Source organism: Brevibacillus sp. Leaf182 (genome assembly GCF_001423865.2).
GTDB lineage: Bacteria > Bacillota > Bacilli > Brevibacillales > Brevibacillaceae > Brevibacillus > Brevibacillus brevis_C.
In genome coordinates, this window is record NZ_LMPN02000034.1 from 1 (window position 1) to 25,617 (window position 25,617).

21 protein-coding genes and 1 riboswitch are annotated in these 25,617 nt (G+C 48.6%); of the genes, 7 read left to right on the top strand and 14 right to left on the bottom strand.

The window, feature by feature from the left end; all coding sequences use genetic code 11:
• Positions 1-60: 60 nt before the first annotated feature.
• On the bottom strand, positions 61-1,776 hold the full coding sequence (gene argS / locus ASG16_RS25840; RefSeq protein ID WP_056493941.1) for an arginine--tRNA ligase: 1,716 nt from the start codon (positions 1,774-1,776) through the stop codon (positions 61-63).
• A gap of 464 nt (positions 1,777-2,240) precedes the next feature.
• Positions 2,241-2,735 (bottom strand): hypothetical protein, encoded by a 495-nt coding sequence (locus ASG16_RS25850; RefSeq protein WP_048032424.1) that lies wholly within the window; start codon positions 2,733-2,735, stop codon positions 2,241-2,243.
• A 198-nt stretch (positions 2,736-2,933) separates the two neighbouring features.
• On the opposite strand from ASG16_RS25850, the gene ASG16_RS25855 reads away from it, so the two are divergent.
• Together ASG16_RS25855 and ASG16_RS25860 are read left to right on the top strand one after the other, a co-directional pair.
• Positions 2,934-3,506: a sigma-70 family RNA polymerase sigma factor gene (locus ASG16_RS25855; RefSeq protein WP_056493732.1), complete on the top strand. Its 573-nt coding sequence runs from the start codon at positions 2,934-2,936 to the stop codon at positions 3,504-3,506.
• Complete coding sequence (locus tag ASG16_RS25860) at positions 3,497-5,701, top strand: YcdB/YcdC domain-containing protein (protein ID WP_056493735.1); 2,205 nt, start codon at positions 3,497-3,499, stop codon at positions 5,699-5,701. The genes ASG16_RS25855 and ASG16_RS25860 overlap by 10 nt, the downstream gene beginning before the upstream one ends.
• A gap of 67 nt (positions 5,702-5,768) precedes the next feature.
• Here the strand turns inward: ASG16_RS25860 and ASG16_RS25865 are convergent, their stop codons facing one another.
• Positions 5,769-5,876 (bottom strand): YjcZ family sporulation protein, encoded by a 108-nt coding sequence (locus tag ASG16_RS25865; protein WP_007724452.1) that lies wholly within the window; start codon positions 5,874-5,876, stop codon positions 5,769-5,771.
• Between the two features lie 213 nt (positions 5,877-6,089).
• Positions 6,090-6,191, top strand: a riboswitch (SAM riboswitch).
• A gap of 121 nt (positions 6,192-6,312) precedes the next feature.
• On the opposite strand from ASG16_RS25865, the gene metH reads away from it, so the two are divergent.
• Both metH and ASG16_RS25875 read left to right on the top strand, forming a co-directional pair.
• Positions 6,313-9,759, top strand: coding sequence for a methionine synthase (gene metH / locus ASG16_RS25870; protein ID WP_056493738.1), 3,447 nt, complete (start codon positions 6,313-6,315; stop codon positions 9,757-9,759).
• A gap of 31 nt (positions 9,760-9,790) precedes the next feature.
• Positions 9,791-11,656, top strand: coding sequence for a bifunctional homocysteine S-methyltransferase/methylenetetrahydrofolate reductase (locus ASG16_RS25875; RefSeq protein ID WP_056493943.1), 1,866 nt, complete (start codon positions 9,791-9,793; stop codon positions 11,654-11,656).
• 62 nt (positions 11,657-11,718) lie between these two features.
• Here ASG16_RS25875 and ASG16_RS25880 read toward each other — a convergent pair whose 3' ends face one another.
• From ASG16_RS25880 to ASG16_RS25895, 5 genes are all read right to left on the bottom strand, one after another.
• Entirely contained in the window at positions 11,719-12,705 is a 987-nt protein-coding gene (locus ASG16_RS25880) for a YutH/CotS family kinase-like spore coat protein (protein WP_056493739.1), read from the bottom strand.
• A gap of 73 nt (positions 12,706-12,778) precedes the next feature.
• Positions 12,779-13,357 (bottom strand): mismatch-specific DNA-glycosylase, encoded by a 579-nt coding sequence (locus tag ASG16_RS25885; protein ID WP_056493740.1) that lies wholly within the window; start codon positions 13,355-13,357, stop codon positions 12,779-12,781.
• 114 nt (positions 13,358-13,471) lie between these two features.
• Positions 13,472-13,621, bottom strand: coding sequence for a hypothetical protein (locus ASG16_RS31080; protein WP_016739809.1), 150 nt, complete (start codon positions 13,619-13,621; stop codon positions 13,472-13,474).
• 208 nt (positions 13,622-13,829) lie between these two features.
• Positions 13,830-14,549 (bottom strand): 3-ketoacyl-ACP reductase, encoded by a 720-nt coding sequence (locus tag ASG16_RS25890; RefSeq protein WP_048032431.1) that lies wholly within the window; start codon positions 14,547-14,549, stop codon positions 13,830-13,832.
• 176 nt (positions 14,550-14,725) lie between these two features.
• Positions 14,726-16,246 carry a carboxypeptidase M32 gene (locus ASG16_RS25895; protein ID WP_056493743.1) on the bottom strand — a complete coding sequence of 507 codons (1,521 nt, stop codon included), beginning with the start codon at positions 16,244-16,246 and terminating at the stop codon, positions 14,726-14,728.
• Positions 16,247-16,521: 275 nt separating this feature from the next.
• On the opposite strand from ASG16_RS25895, the gene ASG16_RS25900 reads away from it, so the two are divergent.
• Entirely contained in the window at positions 16,522-18,120 is a 1,599-nt protein-coding gene (locus ASG16_RS25900; protein WP_056493747.1) for a peptide chain release factor 3, read from the top strand.
• 74 nt (positions 18,121-18,194) lie between these two features.
• Here the strand turns inward: ASG16_RS25900 and ASG16_RS25905 are convergent, their stop codons facing one another.
• Genes ASG16_RS25905 through ASG16_RS25915 form a run of 3 tightly spaced genes read right to left on the bottom strand, consistent with a single transcriptional unit; the run spans position 18,195 to position 20,406 of the window.
• Positions 18,195-18,734, bottom strand: a complete 540-nt coding sequence (locus ASG16_RS25905) for a GNAT family N-acetyltransferase (RefSeq protein WP_082517278.1) — start codon at positions 18,732-18,734, stop codon at positions 18,195-18,197.
• Positions 18,735-19,823, bottom strand: a complete 1,089-nt coding sequence (locus ASG16_RS25910) for a M24 family metallopeptidase (RefSeq protein ID WP_056493750.1) — start codon at positions 19,821-19,823, stop codon at positions 18,735-18,737.
• A gap of 31 nt (positions 19,824-19,854) precedes the next feature.
• Positions 19,855-20,406 (bottom strand): helix-turn-helix domain-containing protein, encoded by a 552-nt coding sequence (locus ASG16_RS25915; RefSeq protein WP_048032438.1) that lies wholly within the window; start codon positions 20,404-20,406, stop codon positions 19,855-19,857.
• Between the two features lie 171 nt (positions 20,407-20,577).
• On the opposite strand from ASG16_RS25915, the gene ASG16_RS25920 reads away from it, so the two are divergent.
• Together ASG16_RS25920 and ASG16_RS25925 are read left to right on the top strand one after the other, a co-directional pair.
• Positions 20,578-21,726 (top strand): MFS transporter, encoded by a 1,149-nt coding sequence (locus ASG16_RS25920; RefSeq protein ID WP_056493753.1) that lies wholly within the window; start codon positions 20,578-20,580, stop codon positions 21,724-21,726.
• A 197-nt stretch (positions 21,727-21,923) separates the two neighbouring features.
• The gene (locus ASG16_RS25925) at positions 21,924-22,907 is read left to right on the top strand and encodes an ABC transporter substrate-binding protein (protein WP_056493756.1); all 984 of its coding nucleotides are present in this window, start codon (positions 21,924-21,926) and stop codon (positions 22,905-22,907) included.
• Positions 22,908-22,961: 54 nt separating this feature from the next.
• Here ASG16_RS25925 and ASG16_RS25930 read toward each other — a convergent pair whose 3' ends face one another.
• From ASG16_RS25930 to ASG16_RS25940, 3 genes are read right to left on the bottom strand one after another with little or no spacing between them, the layout of a single operon-like run.
• Positions 22,962-23,756 (bottom strand): DUF817 domain-containing protein, encoded by a 795-nt coding sequence (locus ASG16_RS25930; RefSeq protein ID WP_048032441.1) that lies wholly within the window; start codon positions 23,754-23,756, stop codon positions 22,962-22,964.
• Between the two features lie 39 nt (positions 23,757-23,795).
• Positions 23,796-24,599 carry an alpha/beta hydrolase gene (locus tag ASG16_RS25935; RefSeq protein WP_056493759.1) on the bottom strand — a complete coding sequence of 268 codons (804 nt, stop codon included), beginning with the start codon at positions 24,597-24,599 and terminating at the stop codon, positions 23,796-23,798.
• Positions 24,596-25,597 carry an ABC transporter substrate-binding protein gene (locus ASG16_RS25940; RefSeq protein ID WP_056493763.1) on the bottom strand — a complete coding sequence of 334 codons (1,002 nt, stop codon included), beginning with the start codon at positions 25,595-25,597 and terminating at the stop codon, positions 24,596-24,598. The genes ASG16_RS25935 and ASG16_RS25940 overlap by 4 nt, the downstream gene beginning before the upstream one ends.
• Positions 25,598-25,617 lie beyond the last annotated feature (20 nt).

The window sequence follows — 25,617 nt, forward strand, 5'->3', positions numbered from 1 at the left end:
GAGTGTCTTTTTTATTTCCTGTCTACTTGACAGGGGTCAGTTCACTTTTCGTATTCTTTCTTACATTTCTTCTGGAGCAGCCAGACCGAGCAGACGCAGACCTTCCTTCAGTACAGCAACGACTGCTGCTACGAGCTGGAGACGGGATGCCTTCACATCTTCTTCCTCAGCCAGGATGCGTACATTCGCATAGAACTTGTTGAACGTTTGCGCCAGGTCGATTACATACTTGCCGATTTGCGACGGATCGAAGTGATCGGCAGCACGTTCGATTACCTCTGGGAACGCGTTCAAGAGGGTAATTACTGCCCAAGCCTCTTTGCTGTCGAGTGCACCGGAAGCCAGGTTCACTGTCGTTGCTGGCTGGTAGCCACCTCTGCGCAGCAGCGAGCATGCACGCGCGTGTGCGTATTGGACGTATGGTCCTGTTTCCCCTTCGAAGGTCAGCATCTCTTCCCAGGAGAAGTTGACATCATTGAGGCGGAAGTTCTTCAAGTCATGGAAAATTACTGCGCCTACCCCGACTTGACGAGCCACTTCTTCTTTATTGGCCAGCGTAGGGTTTTTCTCTTCGATGACTTTTTGGACATCAGAAATGGCTTGTGCCAACACTTCTTCCAAGAGAACAACTTTCCCTTTACGCGTGGACATTTTCTTGCCGTCCTTGAGCATCATGCCGAATGGGATGTGGTGCATATTTGCGGACCACGCATAGCCCATTTTTTCCAACACTTTATAGAGCTGCTGGAAGTGGAGGCGTTGCTCGTTTCCTACGACATAGAGTGCTTTTGCAAAATCGTACGATTCATGGCGGAAGAGGGCAGCAGCCAAATCACGCGTTGCGTACAGGGTAGCGCCGTCTGATTTTTTGATCAGGCATGGCGGCATATTGTATTCATCGAGGTTCACGACCATCGCACCGTCGGATTCAGTCAAGAGACCTTTTTCCTCGAGCAACGTAACGACGCGATCCATTTTGTCATTGTAGAATGCTTCACCGTGTGTAGAGTCGAAGGCTACGTTCATCAGGTCATAAATCTTCATGAATTCCTTGAGGGACTCATCACGGAACCATTTCCACAGATGCTGTGCTTCTTCGTCGCCATCCTCGAGCTTTTTGAACCATTCACGGCCTTGGTCTTCCAGCGTAGGATCGTTCTCGACTTCTTCGTGGAAGCGAACGTAGAGGCTGAGCAGCTCCTTGATCGGTTCTGCCTTTACCTTTGCTTCGTCACCCCAGAGGCGATACGCAACGATCAGTTTACCGAACTGCGTTCCCCAATCACCCAAGTGATTGATGCGCACTGGCTCATAACCTTGCTTTTCCATGATGTTGGCAATCGCGTTTCCGATTACAGTAGAGCGCAGATGCCCCATGGAAAACGGCTTCGCGATATTTGGGGAGGAGAGGTCGATTGGTACTTTGCGTCCATCACCGACATTGCTGCCTCCGAATGTGCTGCCTTGGGAAAGGATGGTTCCGATTACTTGCTCTGCCACATTTTCTTGATCCAGGAACAGGTTCACGTATGGACCAACTGCTTGCGATTCGCGCAATGGTGCACCGGAGAGCTGTCCAGCCAGCTCTGCTGCGATCATCGGTGGAGCTTTGCGCAATGCTTTTGCCAATTGGAAGCATGGGAAGGCAACATCGCCCATCGCAGGGTTTGGTGGTGTTTCCAGCATGCTGTATACGGCTTCTTTGGTCAGTGTGTCTACGCCCATCGAGGAGAGCGCAGCGGCAATCTTTTCAGCGACTTGGTGTTTGTAACTCATCAAAATTCCCCTTTCGAAAAATACGAAAAACACTATCGAGGCCTCCCAAGGAGGAGCGACCGCGATATAGCGGAATTTTTTCCGCTATATCAGGAAGCCATGTCAGTGCAGTTTTTACTTTCTGATATAGTAAAAAAACCTCTACGTCTCCTGTGAAAAAGAGACGAGAGGTTATACTCCCGCGGTGCCACTCTTGTTGTTTTTCCCTTCCATCAAACAGGAAGGCAAAAACCGCTTGATCTGCTGTAACGGGCAGGCCCGGCATAAGCCCTACACGATCCGTTGCCCATAATGGCTGGCGTAGGATGTTCAGGCCGCATCTCCGAGGGGCGCTTCCTCACATGGTTTGGCATCGGGCTCACACCGTCCCCGACTCGCTACTGCCTCGCACAAGGAGTACTTTCCTCATCAACGATTCGTTTGTGTCTCTAGAATTATAGCTGTATTAACCGTCAGGATGCAACTCACTGTTGCGGTTTTTTCAAAATCTTATCTAATTCCGCGAAATATTGCTTGGTCAGCTCTTCCTTTTCTTCCGTGCTGAGGTTATCCGCGTTCATCATTTGCTCTTTGTATTGTTCCAGCTTTTCGAGCATGGCCAGCTCGGCAGCAGCGGCCTCGTCCAGATCGTAATTTTCCGATGGGTCGAACGGGATCAATCGATTGTCGTTACCACTGCGCAAATAAGCGGAGCGCCAGTTCTCCGGAAACTGGTATGGTTGTTCGCCAAACATAATCGCTAAAATATCGTCGGATTCAATCGGCAGGAAGTGATCGTAATCGTCTCTTCTTCCTCCCTCGGACAAGTTAATGTGGGACAAAAAATAGTGGAGATAATGTTCCCCGGTTTCGGTATTCTTAACGATGGAATAGGTTTCAAATTCGGATTTGGATAGTTCTTTTATAGTCTCCAAACAGGACAGAAATTTGTCTTTTTCTCGTGCTTGCAAGTCATCCATGTCATTTCGTTCCTTTCGCTTTACAATAAGCCTCATGATAGCAAAAGCAATGTGCGCTGACAATGAAAGCGTCACAACGGAGTGCAGCAGTGGAAGAAGGGAAAAGGATGATGGAAAAAATAATTGGATAATCTTGTCACAAAAACTAACTAGCTGGATCAAATACATATCAACACGAAACAAGGAGGTGAACAGTGCGTGAATGCAAGTGCCAAAAGTAGCGAAGTGGACTGGACGCTGCAATTGACCAACGAGGAGAAGCTGACAAGACTCATGAGCGAGTACGGAGACAACATCGTGCAGCTCGCCTACTTGATCGTCAAGGATCGGGGAATCGCGGAAGACATCACCCAGGAAGTGTTTCTGAAGGCGTATCGCGGTCTGGATCAGTTCCGCCATCAGAGCAGCGTGAAAACGTGGCTTTACCGAATTGCGATCAACGAGTCCCGCAAATATTTGCGTTCGTGGTCCTTTCGCCAAATTTTTTCTACATACCTCTCCAAAGAGGAAGCACCGCCGGAAAAGGTGGACAACGCAAATGTTGAATCGGCTGTCATCGGACGAATGAGCAAGGTACAGGTAGCGGAGCAGGTGATGAAGCTCTCGCCTTTGTACCGAAAAGTCATGGTACTTCATTATTATGAAGATTTATCGATAAAAGAGATTTCGCAAGTGTTGGATATTTCAGAAGATGCCGTACGAACCCAATTGTCCCGCGCCCGAAAACATTTTAAGGCATTGTGTGAAAAGGAGGGATTGGAATGGACGTAGATAAGGAAATGCGTGAAGCTGTACGGAGCGCAAGTGAGGAATCAGTGAAGGAAGTGAGGTTTACAAAAGAGATGGAATTACGGATCAGAGGTGCGATTGCAAAGAATAAGCACAAGAATCGAAACAGAATTTTCGTGGCTGGATCACTAGCAGCGTGCTTAGCGGTAACTGCTGTGGGAATGCACCAGCAAGGCTGGTTTCCAGAGATGCCTAGTGGCAAAAATGTAACTAATGCGGTTGCAACGACTGCTACGAAAAAAAACAATAAAGAGGCAAATCAGAACAGTGTAAAGGTGTCGGCGGAAGAGGCCATTTTACCATTAAAAAAAGTGATTCCAGCCTTGAGCAAGATGACAATAAGAGTGGATCGTACAAGCCATGGAATCAGTGATCTAACGTTATTGGAAGGCGATAATGCTCGTGCCAAGGTTGCCTATGATATACAGACAGGACAAATTGAGAGCTTTACAATTGATGGTGATCGAGGAGAACAGAAGGAAGGGAGATTGCCATCAGCCAAGACTGCGGAGAATGCTGCAAACGCATTTCTACAAGCTTTCCTTGGGGAGGGAAGCAAGTCCTATCAGCACGTCCAGACTCAGATCTATACCGACGAGTATATGGTAAAAGGCCCATGGATGAGCGTGAATTATCAACGAATGGAAAGCGGCCAGCCCGTTCCGTTCGACGTAATGTCGGTTGGAATTGACCAACAGGAGCAAGTCGCGTTTTTCGGGCGATTGAACAAGAGCGAACAAGCCTTTTTCACCAAGCTGACAGATGCCATGCCCGATTTAAGCCCATCCCTTCTTCTTTTGGACAAAGAAAAGAACCACGATGGCATGTCATTCATCTTGGGGAAATCGAACAAGGAGGGACATCAGGTTTCTCTTGTGATCTATGGAAATGGTCAAGCACTGGAATCGTATAGGCTTTTGAATAGGGATGAAAAGGAAGGAGCGAGCCGGAAAGAAGCAGAAGGAGAAAAAGCCTTGCAGCAAGAGCGACAGTTCCTGAACAAACTGCTCGGGGCGGATAGTGATAACTATCGGTTATTGGACGCCAACGATCCAGGGTTGTATCTGCGATATCATAACGAACTGCCAGTGTTGTCTGATGAAATTAGCATAATAACAACTGACTCTGGCCACGTCCAATATTTCAGGATGGAGCCCGAAACATTTGAGCCGTCGCAGTACCCGGATGTATCGACTGCTGTGTCAGAAGAGGTAGCCATCAAAGAGCTGAGCGAGCATATGAAGCTTCGATACGTGCAGAACCCGAGAATACGGCCAGAATCAAAACAAGGGGATATGTGGCAGCCCATTCTGGAGTACACGCCGGCTGTTTCCTTCATGCAAAGAGGACGTGAAGATGGTCAGGAGTGGTATATCGACGCGACCAATGGCAAGATGGTGTATGGAACGGGAGATAACGGGCTTGCTTATGATCAGTTGAATACGAAGGAAGCACATCCGATCGAATCTCCAAAGGAATACGTCAAGGTTCGCTCCAAGGATGAGGCAAAGGCGTTGCTGCAAGCGGAATTCGGCATACAAGTGGATGACTCGACCTATAGAGAGAGTAACCGTGACGGACGCAAGGAATACGTCTGGAATGATAAAAATGACAAGTATATCGGCGTAGAAGTCCTTGCAGAAACAGGCAGTGTCGTCGGGTTGGGATCACCGCGATCCGATACAGCAATGACAGTCAAACGCGAGCAAGCGGAAAAGGCTGCACTTGCCTTTCTGCCTAAATACGTTGATCCAGGCATAAAAGAAGTGCAATTGGCGAAAGTCATACAGCCAGACGAAGCGAATCCTGTGTCATCGGGCGAATGGGAATTCAGATATCTCATGAGCAAGGATGGCATTCCAGTACAGGATCGCGGGCAAACAGCGGCTTATTCAGTAACAGTCGATCCGTCTTCTGGCAAAGTGACAAAGTTTGAAAACTACAGAGAGACGCACGAGTTGGTGGAGCTTCCAGCATCCGACGAGATCGTCTCGAAAGACACGGCCGTTGAGGCGTATTTACGCGTCATGCCTTTAAAGCTGGTCTATTTGAGCAGAGATGTGGATGGGCAAAAATTAGCTCAACCAAAGCTGGCGTATGTGCCGTGGAGTGACGAAAAGCTGGCGTTCAAATATATTACTCTGGATGCCGTGACAGGCAAAATCATCACCAAATAACAAGAAAAAAAGGCTATCCCGCAGCCATTCCTGATGGCCTTTGGGATAGCCTTTTTTACACACTTATCTAACAGTCGTCACACGAGCACCCGATAATAACCAACAGGATAAACAGCACGAGCACGATTGCGAAGCAGTCACCGAAGAATCCGTTACCGCAGAAAGATGTACTCATCTTTGTTTCCCCTCCTTTCCGTTATACTCCAGTCTATACACGAATGCCGATATTGGACTGGGCGGATGCCCAGCTTAGGCAAAAATGGGCGCGTAAGAGGAGAGGCTCAGTAAAAAATAGACAATTCACAATTGACGAGGAGACAACGGGGGTGTTAAGATACTTGCAAACATTCAAGACATTTCGCATAACAACTAAATGACAAGTGTACGACTCTTATCCAGAGAGGCAGAGGGACTGGCCTGATGAAGCCTCGGCAACCGGTAAAAATCCGGTGCCAATTCCAGCAAAGCTACGTGCTTTGAAAGATAAGAGGATGTCTCAGGCGTTTTCGTATCTGCTGACAAATCCTCTTCTTTCAAAGAAGAGGATTTTTTTATTTTATTTACCCAATTACAGAGAATAAGCCGATGCTAGGGAGAAAAGGGGCACGTCAATGAAACCAACTTTTCGCGAACAGCTTTCCCGGAAAATTCTGATTCTGGACGGTGCAATGGGCACCATGCTTCAACAGGCGAACCTGACTGCTGATGATTTCGGCGGTGAAGCCTATGATGGCTGTAATGAACTCCTGAACCTGACCAGACCAGATGTGATCCGTTCCATTCATGAGAAATATTTAGAGGCGGGCGCAGACATCGTCGAGACAAATACGTTTGGTGCTGCTTCCATCGTTTTGGCCGAGTATGATGTGCCGGAGAAAGACCTTGAGATCAATATAGCGGCAGCTCGCTTGGCCAGAGAAGCGGTGGATGCCTATTCCACAGAGGAGTGGCCGCGTTTTGTAGCAGGTGCAATGGGACCTACGACCAAGACCCTCTCGTTGACAGGCGGTGTTACTTTCGAAGAACTGGTCGAGGCGTATTATCGTCAGGCAAAAGGTCTGATTCTCGGCGGCTCCGATGTTCTTCTTTTGGAAACCTCGCAAGATACGTTGAACGTCAAGGCTGGTGGAATTGGGATTCGCAAAGCTTTTGAAGAGCTTGGACAGGAGATCCCGGTGATGCTGTCAGGTACGATTGAGCCGATGGGCACGACGCTGGCGGGCCAAAACATCGAGGCGTTTTACATCTCCTTGGAGCATATAAAGCCAGTCTCCATTGGTCTGAACTGTGCGACAGGCCCAGAGTTCATGCGTGATCATCTGCGGACACTGTCAGGAATTGCCCAATGTGCGGTTAGCTGTTATCCAAACGCAGGCTTGCCAGACGAGAACGGCCATTACCATGAAACGCCACAAGGACTTGCCTCCAAAATGCTGGCGTTCGCTGAACAGGGCTGGATAAACGTCGCTGGCGGTTGCTGCGGAACAACGCCAGACCATATTCAAGCGATGGCAGAAGCATTAAAAGACTGCAAGCCGCGCAGTGCAGCCGTAGAAACGCTGAGCGCGGTCTCCGGGATCGAGGTCGTTTACGTCGAAGATGACAATCGCCCCCTGCTAGTAGGGGAGAGAACCAATGTCATCGGTTCCAAAAAATTCCGTGAAATGATTGCAGCTGGTCACTATGAAGAAGCATCCGATATTGCCCGGGCCCAAGTAAAGCGCGGCGCACATGTCATCGATATATGCTTGGCTGATCCTGACCGTGATGAATACGAAGATATGGAAAAATTCCTACAGTTCATCGTGAAAAAAGTAAAAGCGCCCCTCATGATCGACTCGACAGATGCCAAGGTCATGGAGCTGGGACTTCGCTACTCACAAGGGAAAGCCATTCTCAACTCGATCAACTTGGAAGACGGGTTGGAGCGATTTGAGGAAGTCGTTCCGCTTATTCACAAGTTCGGTGCCTCCGTTGTCGTTGGGACGATTGAGGAAGCAGGTATGGCGATCACGCGCGAAAAGAAGCTGGAGGTCGCGCAACGCTCGTATGACCTTCTTGTCAACCAGTATGGCATAAAGCCACAGGATATTATTTTCGATCCACTCGTCTTTCCAGTAGGGACAGGGGATGAACAATACATCGGCTCTGCAAAGGAAACGGTAGAAGGCATTCGTTTGATCAAACAAGCAATGCCTGCTTGTAAGACGATCCTGGGTGTCAGTAACGTTTCCTTCGGCTTGCCCCCTGCGGGTCGGGAAGTGCTGAATGCGGTCTTCTTGTATCACACGACTCTCGCAGGGCTTGATTACGCCATCGTCAACACGGAAAAGCTGGAGCGCTACGCTTCGATTCCAGAAAACGAGAGAAAGCTGGCAGAAGCCCTTCTATTCGAGACAAATGATGAGACATTGGCGGCCTTCACCGAATTTTATCGCCAAAAGAAGAAGGAAGTCAGTGTGGAAGTCTCCTCGTTAACACTCGAGGAACGCTTGGCCCGTTATGTTGTCGAAGGCTCCAAGGATGGTCTGGTGGAAGACCTGAAGCTGGCTTTGGATAAATACACACCGCTCGAGATCATCAATGGTCCGTTGATGACTGGGATGGAAGAGGTCGGTCGCCTGTTCAACGGCAACCAGCTAATCGTGGCAGAAGTGTTGCAAAGCGCGGAAGTGATGAAGGCATCCGTATCGTTTTTAGAGCCATTCATGGAAAAAAGCGATGCTGCTGCCAAGGGGAAAATCTTGCTGGCGACAGTTAAGGGCGATGTACACGACATCGGAAAAAACCTCGTGGAAATTATCTTGTCAAACAACGGGTACAATGTCGTGAACCTGGGGATCAAGGTACCGCCAGAGCAACTGATTGCCGCTTGCAGAGAAGAAAAGCCGGATGCCATCGGTCTTTCTGGACTCTTGGTAAAATCCGCACAGCAAATGGTCATTACTGCACAAGACCTGCGTGATGCAGGCATTGATATCCCGATGATGGTAGGCGGTGCGGCGTTGACGCGCAAGTTCACATCGAACCGGATCGCACCGGAATACCGTGGAATTGTTTTATACGCAAAAGATGCCATGGATGGTCTGGAGCTCGTGAATCGTCTGCAAAACCCGGAAGAACGTGATCGCTTGGTAGAGGAACAGCAGCATCTGCTGGAAGCAGTTGCAACGGCTCAGCCTGTTGTCGAGGAGAATAAAGCACCATTGCCAGCTCGCTCAGCCATCAGCAGAACCGTTCCAATCCATCTGCCGCCTGATTGTGAACGACATGTTTTGCGACAATATCCGCTCAGCCATTTGCAACCGTATTTGAACCTGCGGATGCTCCTCGGAAAACATCTCGGTGTTCGCGGAAATGTAGATAGATTGATAGAGGCCGGCGACGAGAAGGTACTGGAACTGTATGGCATTGTGGAAGAGCTATTAAATGAAGCGAAGCAAAAAGGAACCATTACGACACACGGTGTGTATCAGTTCTTCCCGGCTCAGTCAGATGGCAACGATATTTTGGTCTATGATCCAAAAGACCACAGCAAGCTGCTGGAGCGCTTTTCGTTCCCGCGTCAATTGGAAGAACCTCATCTTTGCCTGTCCGACTTCCTGCGACCAGTGGAGAGCAAGGAAATGGATTATGTCGGATTCCTGACCGTAACGGCAGGGGGCGGGATTCGCGAAAAATCTACAGAGCTAAAAGAGCGTGGTGACTACTTGCGCTCTCATGTCCTCCAAGCCTTGGCATTGGAGCTGGCAGAGGCGTTTGCTGAGCGAATTCACCATGTCATGCGCGACGTGTGGGGCATACCGGACCCGGTTGAGATGACGATGCTCGAGCGCTTCGGTGCTAGATATCAGGGCATTCGTGTCTCCTTCGGTTACCCTGCTTGCCCGAACCTGGAAGATCAGGCGCAGTTGTTCCGTCTGTTGCGGCCGGAGGATATCGGCGTTCAGTTGACAGAGGGCTTCATGATGGAGCCAGAAGCTTCCGTATCGGCGATGGTATTTGCTCACCCTGAAGCTCGTTATTTCAATGCAGGTCCATCCATTTTTGAAGTTTAATGATAATGAATATGGGAGAGAAGGGATTGAGTTGACGACGAGAAAGAAAGATTTACGAGCTTATTTGAAAGACCATTTGCTAATCGGAGATGGTGCGATGGCGACCCAGCTACACGGGCTGGGCGTCCCGGTTGGCGTCAGCTTTGAGGAGCTGTGTTTATCCAACCCTCGTTTGGTACATGAAGTTCATACCTCTTACTATCAGGCCGGTGCACGTTTCCTGGAGACAAATACGTATTCTGCCAATCGAGATGCGTTGAGTCGTTACGGTCTGGAGCATAAGGTAGCACGGATTAACCGGCTCGCAGTCGCTATTGCAAGGGAAGCCGCACAGGATGATGCTTATGTGGCTGGGAGCATCGGATCGATTTTGGCTGGACGGGTGAAGAAAAAGGTTTTGGATGAATACCGTGACCAGTATGAGGAACAGGCAATTGCACTGTTGCACGCGGGGGTAGACGGACTGATTCTGGAGACGTTCCTGGACTTGGAGGAGCTGCTTCTGGCGATTGAGGTAATCCGTCCACTCACAGATGTACCTGTAATCGCGCAGTTAGCCACATTGGAAGTAGGGCGCACACGTGATGGCTACGACTTGACAGACGCTTTTTCCGAACTAAAAGCCGCAGGCGCTGACGTGATCGGACTGAACTGTCGCCTTGGTCCTGCTGAATTGCTACGTTCGTTTGAAAATACAGTGATACCAGAAGATGCACTCTTATCCGTATTCCCGAATGCGGGGCGTCTGGGGATGACTGACGGAGAATACGCCTTTAAATCATCACCTGAATATTTTGGACAGAGCGCGCTTCGCTTGCGTGAGCAGGGGGTACGCTTGATTGGCGGATGCTGCGGAACAACACCAGCACATGTAAAGGCGATGGCGGATGCACTTGAGTCACTTGAGCCGCAAGCGCGTGTGAACCCGACCATTGTTGCTGGAGATCGTCCTTCGATTTCTGTGCAGAACACGAGGGAGAGGGAGAAACCAAGCATTGTCGAGCGCGTCAAAACAGCAACGACGATTATTGTCGAGTTTGATCCGCCGCGTGATCTGGATGCAGACCAATTTCTCGACGGATGCTGCGAGCTGCACAAAGCAGGAGCGGACGCCATTACGCTGGCGGATAACTCGTTGGCGACCGTGCGGATGAGCAACATGGCTCTCGGGGCACTCATGAAGGGCAGGCACGGAATCGATCCGCTCTTGCACATTGCTTGCCGCGACCGTAATCTGATTGGGCAGCAGTCGCACTTAATGGGGCTGCACGCTTTGGGGATCGATCAAATACTGGTGATTACTGGTGATCCGTCGCGCTTTGGGGACTTGCCAGGTGCCAGCTCGGTATTTGATGTAACCTCGTTTGATCTGATTCGCATGGTGAAGCAGTTGAACGAAGGTGTTTCGTTCTCAGGACGTCCGTTAAAGCAAAAAGCCCAGTTCATCGTGGGCGCAGCCTTTAACCCGAATGTCCGAAATATGGATGCTGCCGTTGCACGTTTGGAAAAGAAGGTCGAGGCAGGCGCGGATTACATTATGACACAACCTGTGTACGATGCTGAGTCCATTCGGAATGTGTACGAGGCGACGAAGCACATCGGCATTCCTGTCTTTATCGGGATCATGCCGCTGACCAGCTCGCGCAATGCGGAGTTCCTGCATAATGAAGTGCCGGGAATCAAGCTGTCGACAGAAGCTCTGGAACGAATGAAAAAGGTACAGGGAGAAGCCGCCCGACAGGAAGGAATCGCGATCGCGAAGGAATTGGTCGACACGGCCGTTCGTTACTTCAATGGCATCTACCTGATTACACCTTTCAATTATTACGAGATGGCGGCAGAGCTCATTCAATATACGCGCCAGCAAAGCTCATTGGTGAAGCTGGCCCAGACTTAACGGTATACGCCAGTTAAATAGAGAAGGCCTATGTGTATAGACAGGCTATAGGCTTGTGTCTATTATACATGGGCCTTCATTTCGTCTAACATAAAGGCGGTCTTGAGAGCTTCCCGATTGCAAAGCTGTTGGATCTCAGCAAGGCCCATCTGGGCATACAGCTTCTTGCGTAAAAAACGTTCAAAAATATGCGGGAAAGCGAGATCGACAAAGAGCAAATGCAGTTGCTCAATCGATAGGGGATTTTCTTGGAGATAGCCACGCAATAGATGAGAGAACAATTCCTCGTTCCACTGATCATTTTTTCGCATAGCAAGGGATAGAACACGGGCAATGTCTTTGGACGGAAAATCGTAACGAACGTCCTCCCAGTCAATGATCGCAATTCTTTGATTACTGACGAGCAAATTCCCATTGTTAAAATCGCCGTGACAGAGAAAGTGGTTGCTCAGTGGTTCCTTTTTCCACTTCGAGAAGTACCGAGAGGATAGCAAATGTTCTTTGGCTGTCTTCCCCGCTTGTTTGAAAAAAGGAAGGTATTCCGCGATAACAGCGTATTTTTGATCTTTCTTCCCGGCATGTCGAAGTTCCCACTTCTCAATAGCAGCTAAATCTGCCTTGTACTCCCCGGACCATTTTTCTGCGCCATGGTAAAGCTCGCCATGCCTGGAGGAAAAGCCGAGCGACCTTGCATGAAATTTGCCTAATACGATGCCGATCCGTTCCATACGAATAGGGGAGTTATACGCAATATTTGCCCAGGATAGCCTTTTATGGAGAACGAGAACGTTTTCTTTATGAGATATGTAACGCTTATTATTTTCGGTACGTTGAATGTCGGGGATGAGCACGCCGTTTTTGCGCAAATGCGCTTCTGCATTCAAAATGAAATGTAAACGTTCCTTTTCCAGAGGGAAAACTTTTCCGATGAATTTGCCATTGGTTGTTTCCAAGTAAATGACAAGTGATTTGGATGTATCTCGAATGGTTTTGTGATGCAAAACAGTCATGGCGTATCTGTTCTGGATTTTTTTGATGAGGTCGTCCACTGCTGATGACCCTCCTTGCAAACAGAGCTACAAGTATTGTACGGAAGAAGAGCAGTGATTGACACAGAAGGAGCTATTCACCAGGCAAGGGAAGAGGGTGCCAATTCATCTCGCGTAAAAAATGACTCAGCTCCGTAAACTTGGCGATTCGTTCCTCACGGGTAAAAGATGCGTTAGCCCCACTGGTAGACGGGACGACAAACACATAGCTGCCAGACCAATCTTCTGTCCCAAAGTACCTGATTAGCTGTAGCCCCAGTGAAATTGCTTCTTTTTTTTGCCCAGTCGCGTGACGAAAAGCAGTAATGCCGTTAAAACAAATGACACGAGGTCGGTAGGTCTGGATCATTTGGACGAACAGCTCTGCACCTGTGGCATAGTCCTCATTACGCAGGTCTGTTGCGGAGCGGGTAGGACGTGAGACCAGATCGGTAATTCCATAGTTGTAATCTAAGAGGGTAGCGGTTTCCTCGGGTAAGAGCTTGTGAGGTGTCAGGCCGCCTTCGTACAATCCGCGCCAAAACAGGTTGGCTGGATTGGCGTAGTGGAAACCCGTCGTAGCCGATATACGTCCTGGATTGATACCGCAAAATAAAACCGCCAAATCGCGGCGAATGTATGTGGGCAACCATTTTTCTGTGAACTCGACCAAATCGACCCCTCCTGTTTACCACATTGTAGCACATCAGTGAGCGCTTTCAGAAAGGAGCAAAAAAAGCTGCCAGATTCGGCAGCTTCAGGGTTATATTGGATCAAGTATTGGATCTTATAACTGGGGAAGCGGATACGGCAGCACTTGCTGTGGCTCATTGAACGTGAATTGCTCCATTTCATTCCGGACGTATCTTTTCGTCTCGAATGGAACGACTTCTTGTTCTTCATTACCCCACAACCAATTCGACAGCATTTGTATCATAAGGATACCCTCCACTTTGTGGAAATGTTTTACATGTTCATCATACTCCAGTTGAGGGCATTTTTGGTTGGGCAGGTGTGAATAAGACGTGAAGAAATCGTGGATAGAAAGTGAACAAAAATGAAGCGATTTCACAGGGCCTCGAAAAAAAGCGAAAAGAAATCCGCCTGTACGAGCGGACTCTTTTCGCTTTTTTGCCATGCCATTTCTATGGATTGGTGGACCACAGTCCAGCGGATTTTACAAAGATGCGTTTGTTCAGCTTCAACTGGCTAACCACGAACTCAGCAATATCCTCAGGCTGCATGGTCTTTTCTGGATTTCCGTCGGTCAGACCCAAGTCAATTGCCATATCGGTTGCTACTGTGCTAGGCGTAAGCGCCGTTACGCGAATGTTGTGTTTACGAACTTCGAGAGCCAACGATTCAGTCAGACCAAGAACACCAAACTTGGATGCACTATACGCGCTAGTGACAGGAGCTCCTTTTTGCCCAGCAGTGGAGGAGATGTTGATAATGTCACCGGAGTTCTGGTCAATCATGCCAGGGAGTACAGCGCGAGTCACGTAGTACACACCCATCAGATTGACTTGGATGATTTGCTCCCATTCGCTCGTTTCCAGCTCCAGGAATTTACCGAATTTAGCGACGCCTGCATTGTTGAGCAGGATATCAATTTGACCCAGTTCATTTTTGATAGAGGTAACCGCTGTCGTGACGTCATCATAGTTGGAAACGTCTGCTGTCGCAATTGCGACCTTCACGCCGTATGCTTCTACTTCCTTGGCTACTTGCTTCAAATTTTCCTCAGAGCGAGCCAAGAGGCCGAGATTCACGCCTTCTTTTGCCAAAGCAATTGCAGTAGCGCGACCGATGCCTTTACCTGCTCCTGTAATGATTGCGGTTTTTCCTTTTAGATCGATAGCCAATCGATAACACTCCTTTTTCAAGACAATAGGAATCTCATGTATATTGTGCAGTGTACTATCATTTATCCGCGGGGGGAAGGATGCACTTTTATGTACGTAGGTTACGAAAAGTAACTGATAAAATGAAAATGTCCTCCCCGAGCAGGGAGAACATTGGATACCAAGGGTAGAACTGCTTACAGCTTGTATACGTCTGTGTATTTTTTCTCCAGATAATTCATCAAGTAAGTCGCATTTGTACCTTCGCCTGTAATTGCTTGAACGAGTTCACGAGGGCTCTTCATTTTACCGTACTGGTGGATTTTTTCCTTTAGCCACTCACGGATCGGAGCGAAGTTGCCTTTTGCGATCAGCTCTTCGTAGCCGTTGATCTCATTTTCCATAACGTGGACGAATTGTGCCGCATACACATTACCCAGCGAGTAAGTAGGGAAGTAACCGATCATTCCGCCTGACCAGTGTACATCCTGAAGCACACCCAGTGCATCTGTCGGTGGCTCAACACCGAGGTATTCTTTCATTTTTTCATTCCAAATTTTTGGCAGATCAGCTACTTGAATGGTTTGATTGATCAAGCCTTTCTCGATTTCGTAGCGGATCATGACATGCAGGTTGTACGTCAACTCATCTGCTTCAGTCCGGATAAAGGAAGGAGTAACAGCGTTAACCGCACGATGCAGGTCTTCTACAGACACACCCTCGAATTGAGTAGGGAACGCTTTTTGCAAGTCAGCGAAAAAGTGATTCCAGAACGGCAGACTGCGTCCGACCATGTTTTCCCAGTAGCGGGATTGAGATTCGTGAATCCCCATGGAGGTACCATCGCACAGAGGAGTGAACAGCAAGTCAGGATTGATATTCTGCTCGTACATCGCGTGGCCAGCCTCGTGAATACAACTGAAGAGCGCAGAATTGAAATCATTTTCAGCGTAGCGCGTCGTAATGCGGACATCACCAGGGTTAAAGGTGGTGCAGAATGGATGAGCACTGCGATCCATGCGGCCAGACTTGAAGTCGTACCCGATTTTCTCGAGGATAAAACGACTGAATGCTTCCTGGTCTGCCACTGGGAAGTTTTTCGTCAAGAATGATGTATCTGGTTTGTTCGGGGAGTCGGCGATCGCTTTTACCAGCTTGACCGTTTTCTCGCGCAAGGTGGCAAAGATCGGATCGAGCTGATCGACAGTCATGCCAGGCTCATACATGTCCAAGAGGGTATTGTACTTGTTTTTGCCGTCATGACCCCAATACTCGATGAACTCGAGCTGGAAGTTCACGATTTTCTCCAGGTACGGCTGGAACATGGAAAAGTCGTTGTTGGCACGAGCTTCTTCCCACACTGTTTCTGCCTTAGCGGTCAGCACGACGTATGCTTGATGTCTGTCAGCAGGAATTTTCTTGTTCCGGTCAAATTCCTTTTTGCATTCCAGCACACTATGACGGGTAATTTCATCCAATGTTTCGAGGACAGATGGCTCACTCAGCTCCGTCAAAAGCGCTTCCATTTCTTTAGACGTCGCCAGCTTGAATTGCTCGCCAGCCAATGTCCCGATGATTTCGGAACGGGCATCCATACCATTGCGAGGCGCTTGTGTAGCTTTGTCCCAATAAAGAACGTTCAGCGCTTGCGTGTAGCTGGTTATTTTCTTCACATAGTCACGAAATTCGGCTGCACGTGTTTCCACAGTCGTTGACATAGGGTTCCTCCTATCGTTTTGTCATATCTTGGTAAACAATATGTAAGTCATGCAGTCAAAAAATTTTTACTACTGAAATATTATAACGGTTTTTAGGAAGCTTGGCTACGCAAAGCCTTGTACGTGGCCTTTGTTGCGCTTATACTATCATCCTTGAAATCATTATTTTTGCCAAAAGTAGATGAAAAATTACGAGGTGGATGCGGCAAGCATTTGTCGGTATAATCGTAGAGGAAACGAAAGTGTTACTTATTTGCGATGACAGGAGAATGAAGATGAGTCAATCCAATCCCCAATGGGAAAATGAGATAGCAAAACGCCGTACCTTCGCCATCATCTCCCACCCGGATGCGGGTAAAACGACAATGACGGAAAAGCTGCTCTACTACGGCGGAGCCATCCGTGAAGCAGGGATGGTCAAAGGGCGCAAAAATTCCAAGCACGCCACCTCCGACTGGATGGAGATCGAGAAAAAGCGTGGAATCTCCGTTACGTCCAGTGCGATGGATTTCGAATACAACGGACATCACATCAACATTTTGGATACACCTGGTCACCAGGACTTCAGTGAAGATACGTACCGCACACTGACGGCTGCTGACGCTGCTGTGATGATTATCGACGTAGCAAAAGGGGTAGAGGCACAGACGATCAAGCTGTTCAAGGTCTGTCGGATGCGGGGGATTCCAATCTTTACGTTTGTGAACAAGCTGGACCGTCACGGTAAAGATCCATTCGAGCTCTTGGAAGAAATTGAGCGCGTACTGGGTATTCGTTCTTATCCAATGAACTGGCCGATTGGGATGGGCAGCTATTTCAGCGGCGTATTTGACCGCATGAAGTCTCGTGTCGAGATGTATCAAAGTAATACACAGCACGAGGACATTTCCTTTTTCCCTGTAGAGGGAGCAGAAGATCCACTGATCGGAGAACGTGTCGGTCAAGAACTGTGGCAGCAATTGCAGGACGAAATCTCCCTGCTGGATGTTGCCGGAGATGAATACGATCCTGAACTGATCAACAAAGGGCAACTGACGCCTGTTTTCTTCGGTAGTGCCATCAACAACTTCGGTGTACAAACATTCCTGGACAACTTCCTGCAAATGGCACCAGCACCTTCTGCGAAGAAGAGTACAGAAGGCTTGATCGATCCGTATTCGAACGCGTTTTCCGGCTTCATCTTTAAAATCCAAGCCAATATGAATCCAGCTCACCGAGATCGCATCGCTTTCTTGCGTATTTGCTCCGGCAAGTTTGAGCGGGGAATGTCAGTCAAGCACGTCCGTCTTGGCAAAGATATCAAATTGGCACAGCCCGTACAGTTTATGGCACAGGACCGCGAAATAGTCGATGAATCGTTCGCGGGAGATGTCATCGGTCTTTTTGACCCGGGCATTTTCCAGATCGGCGATACACTCTGCGTCGGAAAATCGTTTGAGTACGAAGAAATGCCGCACTTCTCGCCGGAGTTTTTCTCCAAAGTAATGGTGAAGGACGCCATGAAGCACAAGCAATTCCAAAAAGGGATCATGCAGTTGACCGAGGAAGGAACGGTGCAGTTATTCCGTACCCATCCGATGGAAGAGCTGATTCTTGGCGTGGTGGGTGTACTGCAGTTCGAGGTACTGGAATACCGTTTGAAATCCGAGTACGGGGTAGACATCATGCTGACGCGTATGCCGTATCAAATCGCTCGCTGGCTCGAAGGGGAGAAAGCAGACCTCGATGTTGTCAAGAACAGAACCGTTTCTGACCGTTATGGCCGCCCGGTTATGCTGTTTGAGAGCGAGTACCAGTTGCGTGTCGCGATGGATAAGTACTCGAATATCAAGTTCCACGAGAGTTCTCTTGGCTTGAAATCCGTTCATTCTTAATTGAAAAAGGAAAAACAGGGCCTCCCGATCACGGTGAGGCCCTCTTTGTCGACGAATCATTTGAACAGCATGGACTAGAACTCGATGGCAAAAAATTTGACCTCCTGCGTAGCATTTGGAAGGGAAACCATCCCTTTTTCTTGCAGGCCGATTTTCTTTAGAAGATTGGCAGAAGACTCATTATCGGGGTTGGTGATTGCTACGATGCGCTGTAAGCCGACAACTTCTTTTCCGTGGGCAAGAACGGCAGAGGCTGCCTCATACGCGTAGCCTTTGCCCCAGTATGCAGGCAGAAAGGCAAAGCCGATATCGACATCCTCCAACGAATCTCTCTTAATCAGTCCACATAAACCGATCGGAACATTTCCTTCCTTCAGTTCTGTCAAATACAGACCAAAGCCAAGACTCTCGTACATTGCGACAGCACCATTCAAAATATAGTTGCGGGCGTCTTCCGTTGTACGAAGACCACGATCACCAATAAATCGAATCCAAGAAGGCTCATTCATCAGTTTCAAGACAAAATCAGCGTCTTCGGCCGTTTGCCAGCGGAGGATGAGACGATCTGTTTCCAGCACTTTCAAGGGAACGACACCAGCCTTTTCTTTTATCATTTATCCGATGATTTGCAATTCTTTGGGAAAAGACGTCAATACTTCTACGCCATCCTTCGTGACAAGCACATTGTCTTCAATACGGATGCCACCGATCTGCGAATGATAAATGCCCGGTTCAATCGTAAAAACCATGCCTGGCATGAGTTCTCCTGCTGCCTGGCTGTGAACGTACGGGGCCTCATGAAGCTCCAATCCGATCCCGTGGCCTACACGATTGATGAAAAATTCTCCATAGCCCCGGTCTGCAATGACCGCTCGTGCAGCTAGGTCTACATCTGCGATCGGAGCCCCTGGGTGAACGGCCTGTATCCCGGCCAGATTCGCTTGCAAGACTGTATCGTACATGTCTAGCAATTCCGCACCCAGTTGACCAACTGCAAAAGTACGAGTCAGGTCCGATACATACCCATCGACATACACCCCTGCATCAATTAACAAAACTTCTCCTGCCTGAATCAGCCGATTCCCCGGGTCACCATGGGGCAGTGCTGCTTTTTCTCCAGCCAGTACAATCGTGGAAAAGGAAGGGCCTTGGGCTTTTAGTTTTTTCATCTGGTATTCCAGCTCTGCGACGACGTCCAGCTCCGTCATTCCTACAGATATCAGAGGGAGTGTACGGCGTAGGGATTCCTCCATCACCCAAATCGCTCGCTTGATAGTAGCGATTTCAGATTCATCCTTAGCCACGCGTATATTGCACAGCAATTCTCCGACATCTACTGCTTCTATAGCTTGCACGATCGATACGAGCGACTCATATGCTTTCGCTGTTAAATGGTTCTTCTCCACACCAATGTGAGAGAGGGGAGTCGGCAGCAGATGCTTGAGCACGGTTAGCGCATCCTGTGAATCGTCATGCGTGTAAATCATAATGGCAGGACAAGCCTCCCGTGCTTTTTCACCGTCCAGCAATGGAACGAAGAGGAAGGGGGACTCGCCTCTCACTAAAACGAGACCCATAAAACGTTCATGTGGCTCTGTCAAAAATCCGGTAAAATAGTACACGTTTTTGGGGTGCGTAATAATCAATGCGTCCAGTTTCCTGCTTTCCATATACGCGTGCAGCTTTTCCAATCTTTCCTGCATCCAGATCACCCTTTTTTATTGGTAGACAATGTTAGGTTCTAAAAATAACAGGCGTCAAAACGGACAGGATCTCGGCTTCTTCAACAGTGGAAGGATTGTACCACGTATGAAGGAGAGAGGAAGGGAAGTGAATCGTGTCTCCTTGCTCAAGATGGTATTCCGTTTCGTCGACGACAATGGTGACACATCCTTTTACCACGTAGTAAAACTCTTCACCGGGATGCTGAAAGGCGACATGCTTCGTCTGTCCGGGTGGCAACACATTGAGGAGAGGCTCAAGCGCCCTGTCAGGGAAATTCCCACCGATTCGAACGTATTTCACAGGTGACCCTTCAATCTGCAACGTTTTACGCTTTGCTATGGGCGTGTGGTACGTAACATCTTTTTCTACTTCAAAGAAGTACGTAATGGGAACCCCCAGACATTCCGCAATTTTTTGCAGAGAAGTAATCGCGAGCGAACTGTTACCACGCTCTACTTGCGATAAGAAACTGACGGAGAATCCTGATTTCTCACTTAAATCCTTTAAAGTAAGCTCCTGCTGTATACGAAGCGCTCGTATTTTTTTGTAAACTTGTTCCAAAAAGTCACCTCCTGCACAAAAAACAATTACAGTAATACAGTAAATATTACGGCAATACAAAAATAATTGCTACACTTATTCTGAATCTTCCTTCTTCTTTTTGTATCCTACTTGTACCATTCCCTTCATATACTGGGACAAAGACAGGCCGTTAGAGAGGAAGGGAATGCTTTGAGGGCTCTCCTGTTAGTGGTTTTGTTTCTTGTTGCCTTTGACATGCATGCGCAGACGCCTCTTCTTGCGCCGTATTTAAACGTATTGGGTGTATCCGCTGCGATGATCGGCTTCGTGCTCGGCGGTTATGCGATCAGTAATTTGACAGGGAACCTGATCGCTGGTCCTTTTCTCGATCGCTATCCGAAAAAATGGTTTATTGCAGGTGGATTGATTTTGGCTGGGGTGATGCTGATTGGTCAAGGCATCGTGCAAAATACCGCGGGTTTCTTTACCTTTCGTCTGATGCTCGGGTTCTTGATGGCGTTTGTATCTCCTGCTTGTTCTGCCTTGCTCGGAGAAACAGGGAAGACGGCACTTGAGCAGGGCGAGATCATGGGTAAAAAGGGATTGGTCCTTACCTCGGCAGGTATCGTATCCCCGGCAGTCGGTAGCTTTTTGGCGGTGCAGTTCGGCTATGGTCAATCGTTCGTGATTCTTGGCTACATGATGATCATTGCTGGCGTTTTCGCCTGGATGATGCTGCCGGATAGAGTAGAGGGAAGCACGCCATCCCCGCCACGGATCAAAGGTGGAGGCAGGAAGAGCCTTACCGCCATCCTGGAAAATCGAATGCTGTATCCCGCGTTTCTTGGGGGATTTGCGATCATTTACGCTCAGGGAACGATCATCTACGAAGTGCCCTTGCTCATCCAAAGACAAGGGCTGTCCCCGGCCGTTACTGGCATATTGTTCAGCTTGAAAGGATTGGGGGCACTTGCGATTTTGTGTCAGTTTTGGCTACATCGCGTCCCCGTTGAGACGAGAACATTTGCTGGATTGGGTGTGCTTAGCCTTCTTTTGTACGCCCTCGCAATCGGTTTGGCGATTCCGATTCATGTGATGATGTTTTTCTTCGGTGCGTGCTTTGGGATGCTGTTCCCGGCTTTTGCGACCATTTTGACTGTACATTCACCCCGAGAGCAGTACGGTAGCGTGTTTAGTATTTACTCAGCGGTATTGTCGATCGGAGCGGTATTGAGCCCAGTATTGGCAGGCTTGCTGGGGAATTGGCACCATTCGTACTTCATTGCGTTTTTTGTAACAGCCGGTGTTTGTCTGATTGGGGGACTGCATCGATTCTTGTTAAGCGGGGTTCCGCGATAAAGCTGCAAGACGGATAGAAGAGGGACTTTCTGCTTCGCAGGCAGGAGGTCTTTTTTCGTTTCGATAAACAAAAAGTTGAGCATCTCAGCATAATCCGTTATAATACCCATTGTGATTTTGATTATTATTCTCAATGTGATTGTGGTCGAGTTAGCAAGATTGGCTTGATGACAAGGCACAGATGGAGGAACAAACGCATGAAGAAAATAACGAAACATTCGATAGCCAGCATGGTATTAGCAAGCTTAGTGCTCATTGTGAGCGCTTGCTCTGGCCAGCAGAACACTGCAAGTCCAGAGGCACAAGCGGACAACAGCCAGACCGCGGCACCAGTGGCCGAAGCTCCACGGGTACTGAAGGATGCGATGGGAAATGAAGTAACAGTCCCAGCTCAACCGCAACGCGTGATCGCTTCTTATCTGGAGGATCATTTAGTAGCGCTGGGAGTGAAGCCAGTTGCTCAATGGTCAGTAGGGAACAGCCAGGTACAAGGCTACCTGCAAAAAGAGCTGGCGGGTATTCCAGCGATTCCTTATGATCTGCCGCCAGAGGTCGTGATGAGCCACAGCCCCGACCTGATTATTTTGGAAAGCGCATCCCTGATCCAAGGGGATAAGTATAGCCAGTACTCGAAAATCGCTCCTACTTACACCATTGGAAAAGAAAAGAACAGCGATTGGCGTAAAGAGCTCCTGACGGTAGGAGAAGTCCTCAACAAAGGAGAAGAAGCGAAGAAAGTGCTGGCAGATTATGAGACATTTGCAACCGAGTCCAAACAAAAGTTGCAGCAAGCGATCGGGGAAAAATCAGCGGCAGCACTGTGGATGACGGGAAAAAATGTGTACGTAGCACGTCAGGACTTGTCTAGCGGAGATGTGCTCTACAAGGACCTCGGGTTTAAGGCTCCTGCCATCGTTCAGGAAATCTCCAAGTCAGGAGAAGCAAACTGGAACGCGATCTCTATGGAGAAATTGGCTGAACTCGATGCCGAGTACTTGTTTATCGTAAACAGTAATCCAACTGCTGTGGAACAACTGCAAAAAGATCCAGTCTGGGCGAATATCCCTGCTGTGAAGAATGGAAATGCCTATACGTTTGCGAAAGATTCCAGTTGGTTGTACACAGGCGTCATTGCCAACCGCCAAATGATTGAGAATGTACTGAGCAACGTTAGTAAGTAAGAAGCGAAAGCCTATCCACCCTTTGACGTTTCGTACGAAGAGTGGATAGGCTTTTTACATGTGTTTCTTGCTATCATGGGACTGGGATCTTCTGGATTTTACGTGCTTCAATTCCGCCACGATAATGAAGCTCACGATGACAAGTAAAAACCACGAGCTGATTTTACTGAGATGCACGAGCTCCCAGCCTGCTTTTTGATTCGGATAATTCCAAGCACCGAGGAACGTTGCTATATTTTCCGCAATCCAAATGAAAAAACCGATCAAAAAGTAACCAAGAGGGATGGGCATGAAGAATCGCTCGTTCGCGACGCTAAAATAAACACGTGTTTTCCAGAAGACAATGAAAATAGCTGCCATCAGCACCCAACGCAAATCCCAAATATAATGGTGGGTGAAAAAGTTCAGATAAATCATGGCGCCCAAAATGGTGGCGATAATCTGATTCGGCCAGCCAGAGAGAGAGACCTCAAGTCGTCGCCACGCTTGACATAAGTAGCTCGCGACACTGGCGTACATGAACCCACTGTAAAGAGGAACGCCAAACACCTTACTGTACGCATCCTCTGGATAGCTCCAAGATCCCATATGTACCTTGAATATTTCCAAACACAGCCCGATCACGTGAAAGACCGTGATGACCTTCAATTCGTCCCGAGACTCCAAGCCACTTTTCACCATGAAGATCTGGAAGAGTAGGCAGAGCAATAGCAGGAGGTCATACCTAGGCAAACCAGGAATGGTGACGAGCTTGGATAAGGCCAGTGAAGCAAAAATAAAGACTGGAAACAAGCAAGACATGGCTTCTTGATAGCCGAAATGAAGCAATAAACGAATATATCGTATCATTTGTCTGTCCTTTACGTTTACGAAAGTAGTTTCAGAGGGCTAATCCGTAAGCACAAACCGCACAAGTCTATTGATAGCGGAAGGCAGCACGCTTACGTGGCCCTCATCTTCGAATTTGAGGTAGCTCACTTGAACACCTTTGGTAACGAGTGGTTCCATGCGCTCGACAACCCGTTGTGCACCCTCGACCATGAAGGAAAGCTCATCACCGCCAACAATGACAAGCAGCTTTCGTTCGTAATCCCCTTTCCATTGGGCGATGAAGCGCTCTTGCTCCCTCAATACCTCGTCGTTGCCCCACCAGACGGAAGGGCTGCCTGATACGACGTGAGTAAATAGCTTCGGACGCGAGAACATCGTATACAGTGTGAAATGACCACCCAAGGAGTGGCCGAAAATCGCCTGTCTGTTCGGATTTATTTTCCACTCGGAAGAAATAGCTGGCATTAGCTGCTGTTCAAGGAAATCGAGGAACAAATCAACTCCGCCATGCTCTGGCCACGGCTGCCCATTTGGTCGGTCAGGGAGCGTAGCTGCGTCCACAGGCATGGTCAGATCATAACAACGGCGTTCCATGTCAAAGGGGAGACGTGATGGATAGCCGATTCCTACAACAATGGCTGGGTTGAAGCCCTTGGGCTTACGGGTTTGCACCTTCACTGTCTCGGCAATCGTTCCAAACATCGCATCGCCATCCACAGCATAAATAACCGCATACCCTTCAGGAGGGGCCTCAGCTTCCGGAATCGCAATCATAATCCGATAGTCACGACCTTGGCTTGATTGCAGGGTCCACTCTACACAATTACGAGGGGAGTAGCTGTTTTTCTCTATGATTCTCATTTTGCAATCAATCCTTTCACATCGTCAATGACTTTCCTATGTGCGATCAGGCCGCCACTTAACCAGTGATCTCCCTCTACTTTAAACGTACGACCGTTCTTCACAGCCTCCATGCTTTTCCACACGGGACTCTCTGTCAAATCTTTCTCGAACGTATCCCCCGTACCAGCGTCATTGATGAGGAAAATATAGTCCGCATCCAAATCAGGCAAGCTCTCTAGTGATAAATGAATGTCACCGCCGGATACAACCTGGCTCGGCAAAAAGCCTAGCTCATTGGTAAGTACGTATCCACTGAAGAAATCGTACTTGATGAAGAACATCCCTCTGCCATTGAAGCGAATGATCGCTGCTTTTTTGCCTTGGATATGGGGGGCCAGCTCCTTTTTGGCTGACTCGACATGTTCTTTATACTTTTGCAAAGCTTCTTCAGCTTCTGCCGACTTGCCCAACAGATCGCCAACCACGCGTACGGAAGATGCTAGATCAGCATTTGCTTGCTTGAACACATACGTCGGCGCAATCATCTTATATTTGTCATACACGCCGCTTTCGATATGGTTGGCATTGTGTAAGAGGATGAGATCTGGCTCATGGGCCATAACCGCTTCCGGCTCTGGAGGCAATCCACCTGCGAAAGTAATGGATGGAACATCTTTTAGCTGATCTTGCAAATACATTTTTGGTCGTAAGCCAGTTGACCACTGCACGACCGGAGCAACGCCTAATGCGACCAATGTATCTTCCAGATTAGGAGCGAATATTTTGGTAGGTGCGGCTGGTAATGTCACCTCGTTACCCATTTCATCTTTTAGTACCCGCGGGTAGGCAGGTTGTTCAGAAGAGCTCTTTGTCGATCCTTTAGCACTCCCAGTGGTAGACGAATTGGCCTTCTGCGTCACTGCCTCACTGCTTGCGTTGTTCCCGCATCCTGTTGCAAGTCCAGCAACGAGCATCGTCGTGGTCAGCATTAGCGCAAGGCTAGTTTTCTTTGTCATACTCGTGGAATCCCCTCTCG

Coding starts and splice junctions, on each gene's coding strand:
- ASG16_RS25850 (WP_048032424.1), bottom strand. CDS start 2,735: ATGGATGACTTGCAAGCACGAGAAAAAGACAAATTTCTGTCCTGTTTG.
- metH (WP_056493738.1), top strand. CDS start 6,313: ATGAAACCAACTTTTCGCGAACAGCTTTCCCGGAAAATTCTGATTCTG.
- ASG16_RS25930 (WP_048032441.1), bottom strand. CDS start 23,756: ATGATACGATATATTCGTTTATTGCTTCATTTCGGCTATCAAGAAGCC.
- ASG16_RS31080 (WP_016739809.1), bottom strand. CDS start 13,621: ATGATACAAATGCTGTCGAATTGGTTGTGGGGTAATGAAGAACAAGAA.
- ASG16_RS25940 (WP_056493763.1), bottom strand. CDS start 25,597: ATGACAAAGAAAACTAGCCTTGCGCTAATGCTGACCACGACGATGCTC.
- ASG16_RS25910 (WP_056493750.1), bottom strand. CDS start 19,823: ATGCAGGAAAGATTGGAAAAGCTGCACGCGTATATGGAAAGCAGGAAA.
- ASG16_RS25935 (WP_056493759.1), bottom strand. CDS start 24,599: ATGAGAATCATAGAGAAAAACAGCTACTCCCCTCGTAATTGTGTAGAG.
- argS (WP_056493941.1), bottom strand. CDS start 1,776: ATGAGTTACAAACACCAAGTCGCTGAAAAGATTGCCGCTGCGCTCTCC.
- ASG16_RS25900 (WP_056493747.1), top strand. CDS start 16,522: ATGAGTCAATCCAATCCCCAATGGGAAAATGAGATAGCAAAACGCCGT.
- ASG16_RS25905 (WP_082517278.1), bottom strand. CDS start 18,734: ATGATAAAAGAAAAGGCTGGTGTCGTTCCCTTGAAAGTGCTGGAAACA.
- ASG16_RS25865 (WP_007724452.1), bottom strand. CDS start 5,876: ATGAGTACATCTTTCTGCGGTAACGGATTCTTCGGTGACTGCTTCGCA.
- ASG16_RS25860 (WP_056493735.1), top strand. CDS start 3,497: ATGGACGTAGATAAGGAAATGCGTGAAGCTGTACGGAGCGCAAGTGAG.
- ASG16_RS25895 (WP_056493743.1), bottom strand. CDS start 16,246: ATGTCAACGACTGTGGAAACACGTGCAGCCGAATTTCGTGACTATGTG.
- ASG16_RS25925 (WP_056493756.1), top strand. CDS start 21,924: ATGAAGAAAATAACGAAACATTCGATAGCCAGCATGGTATTAGCAAGC.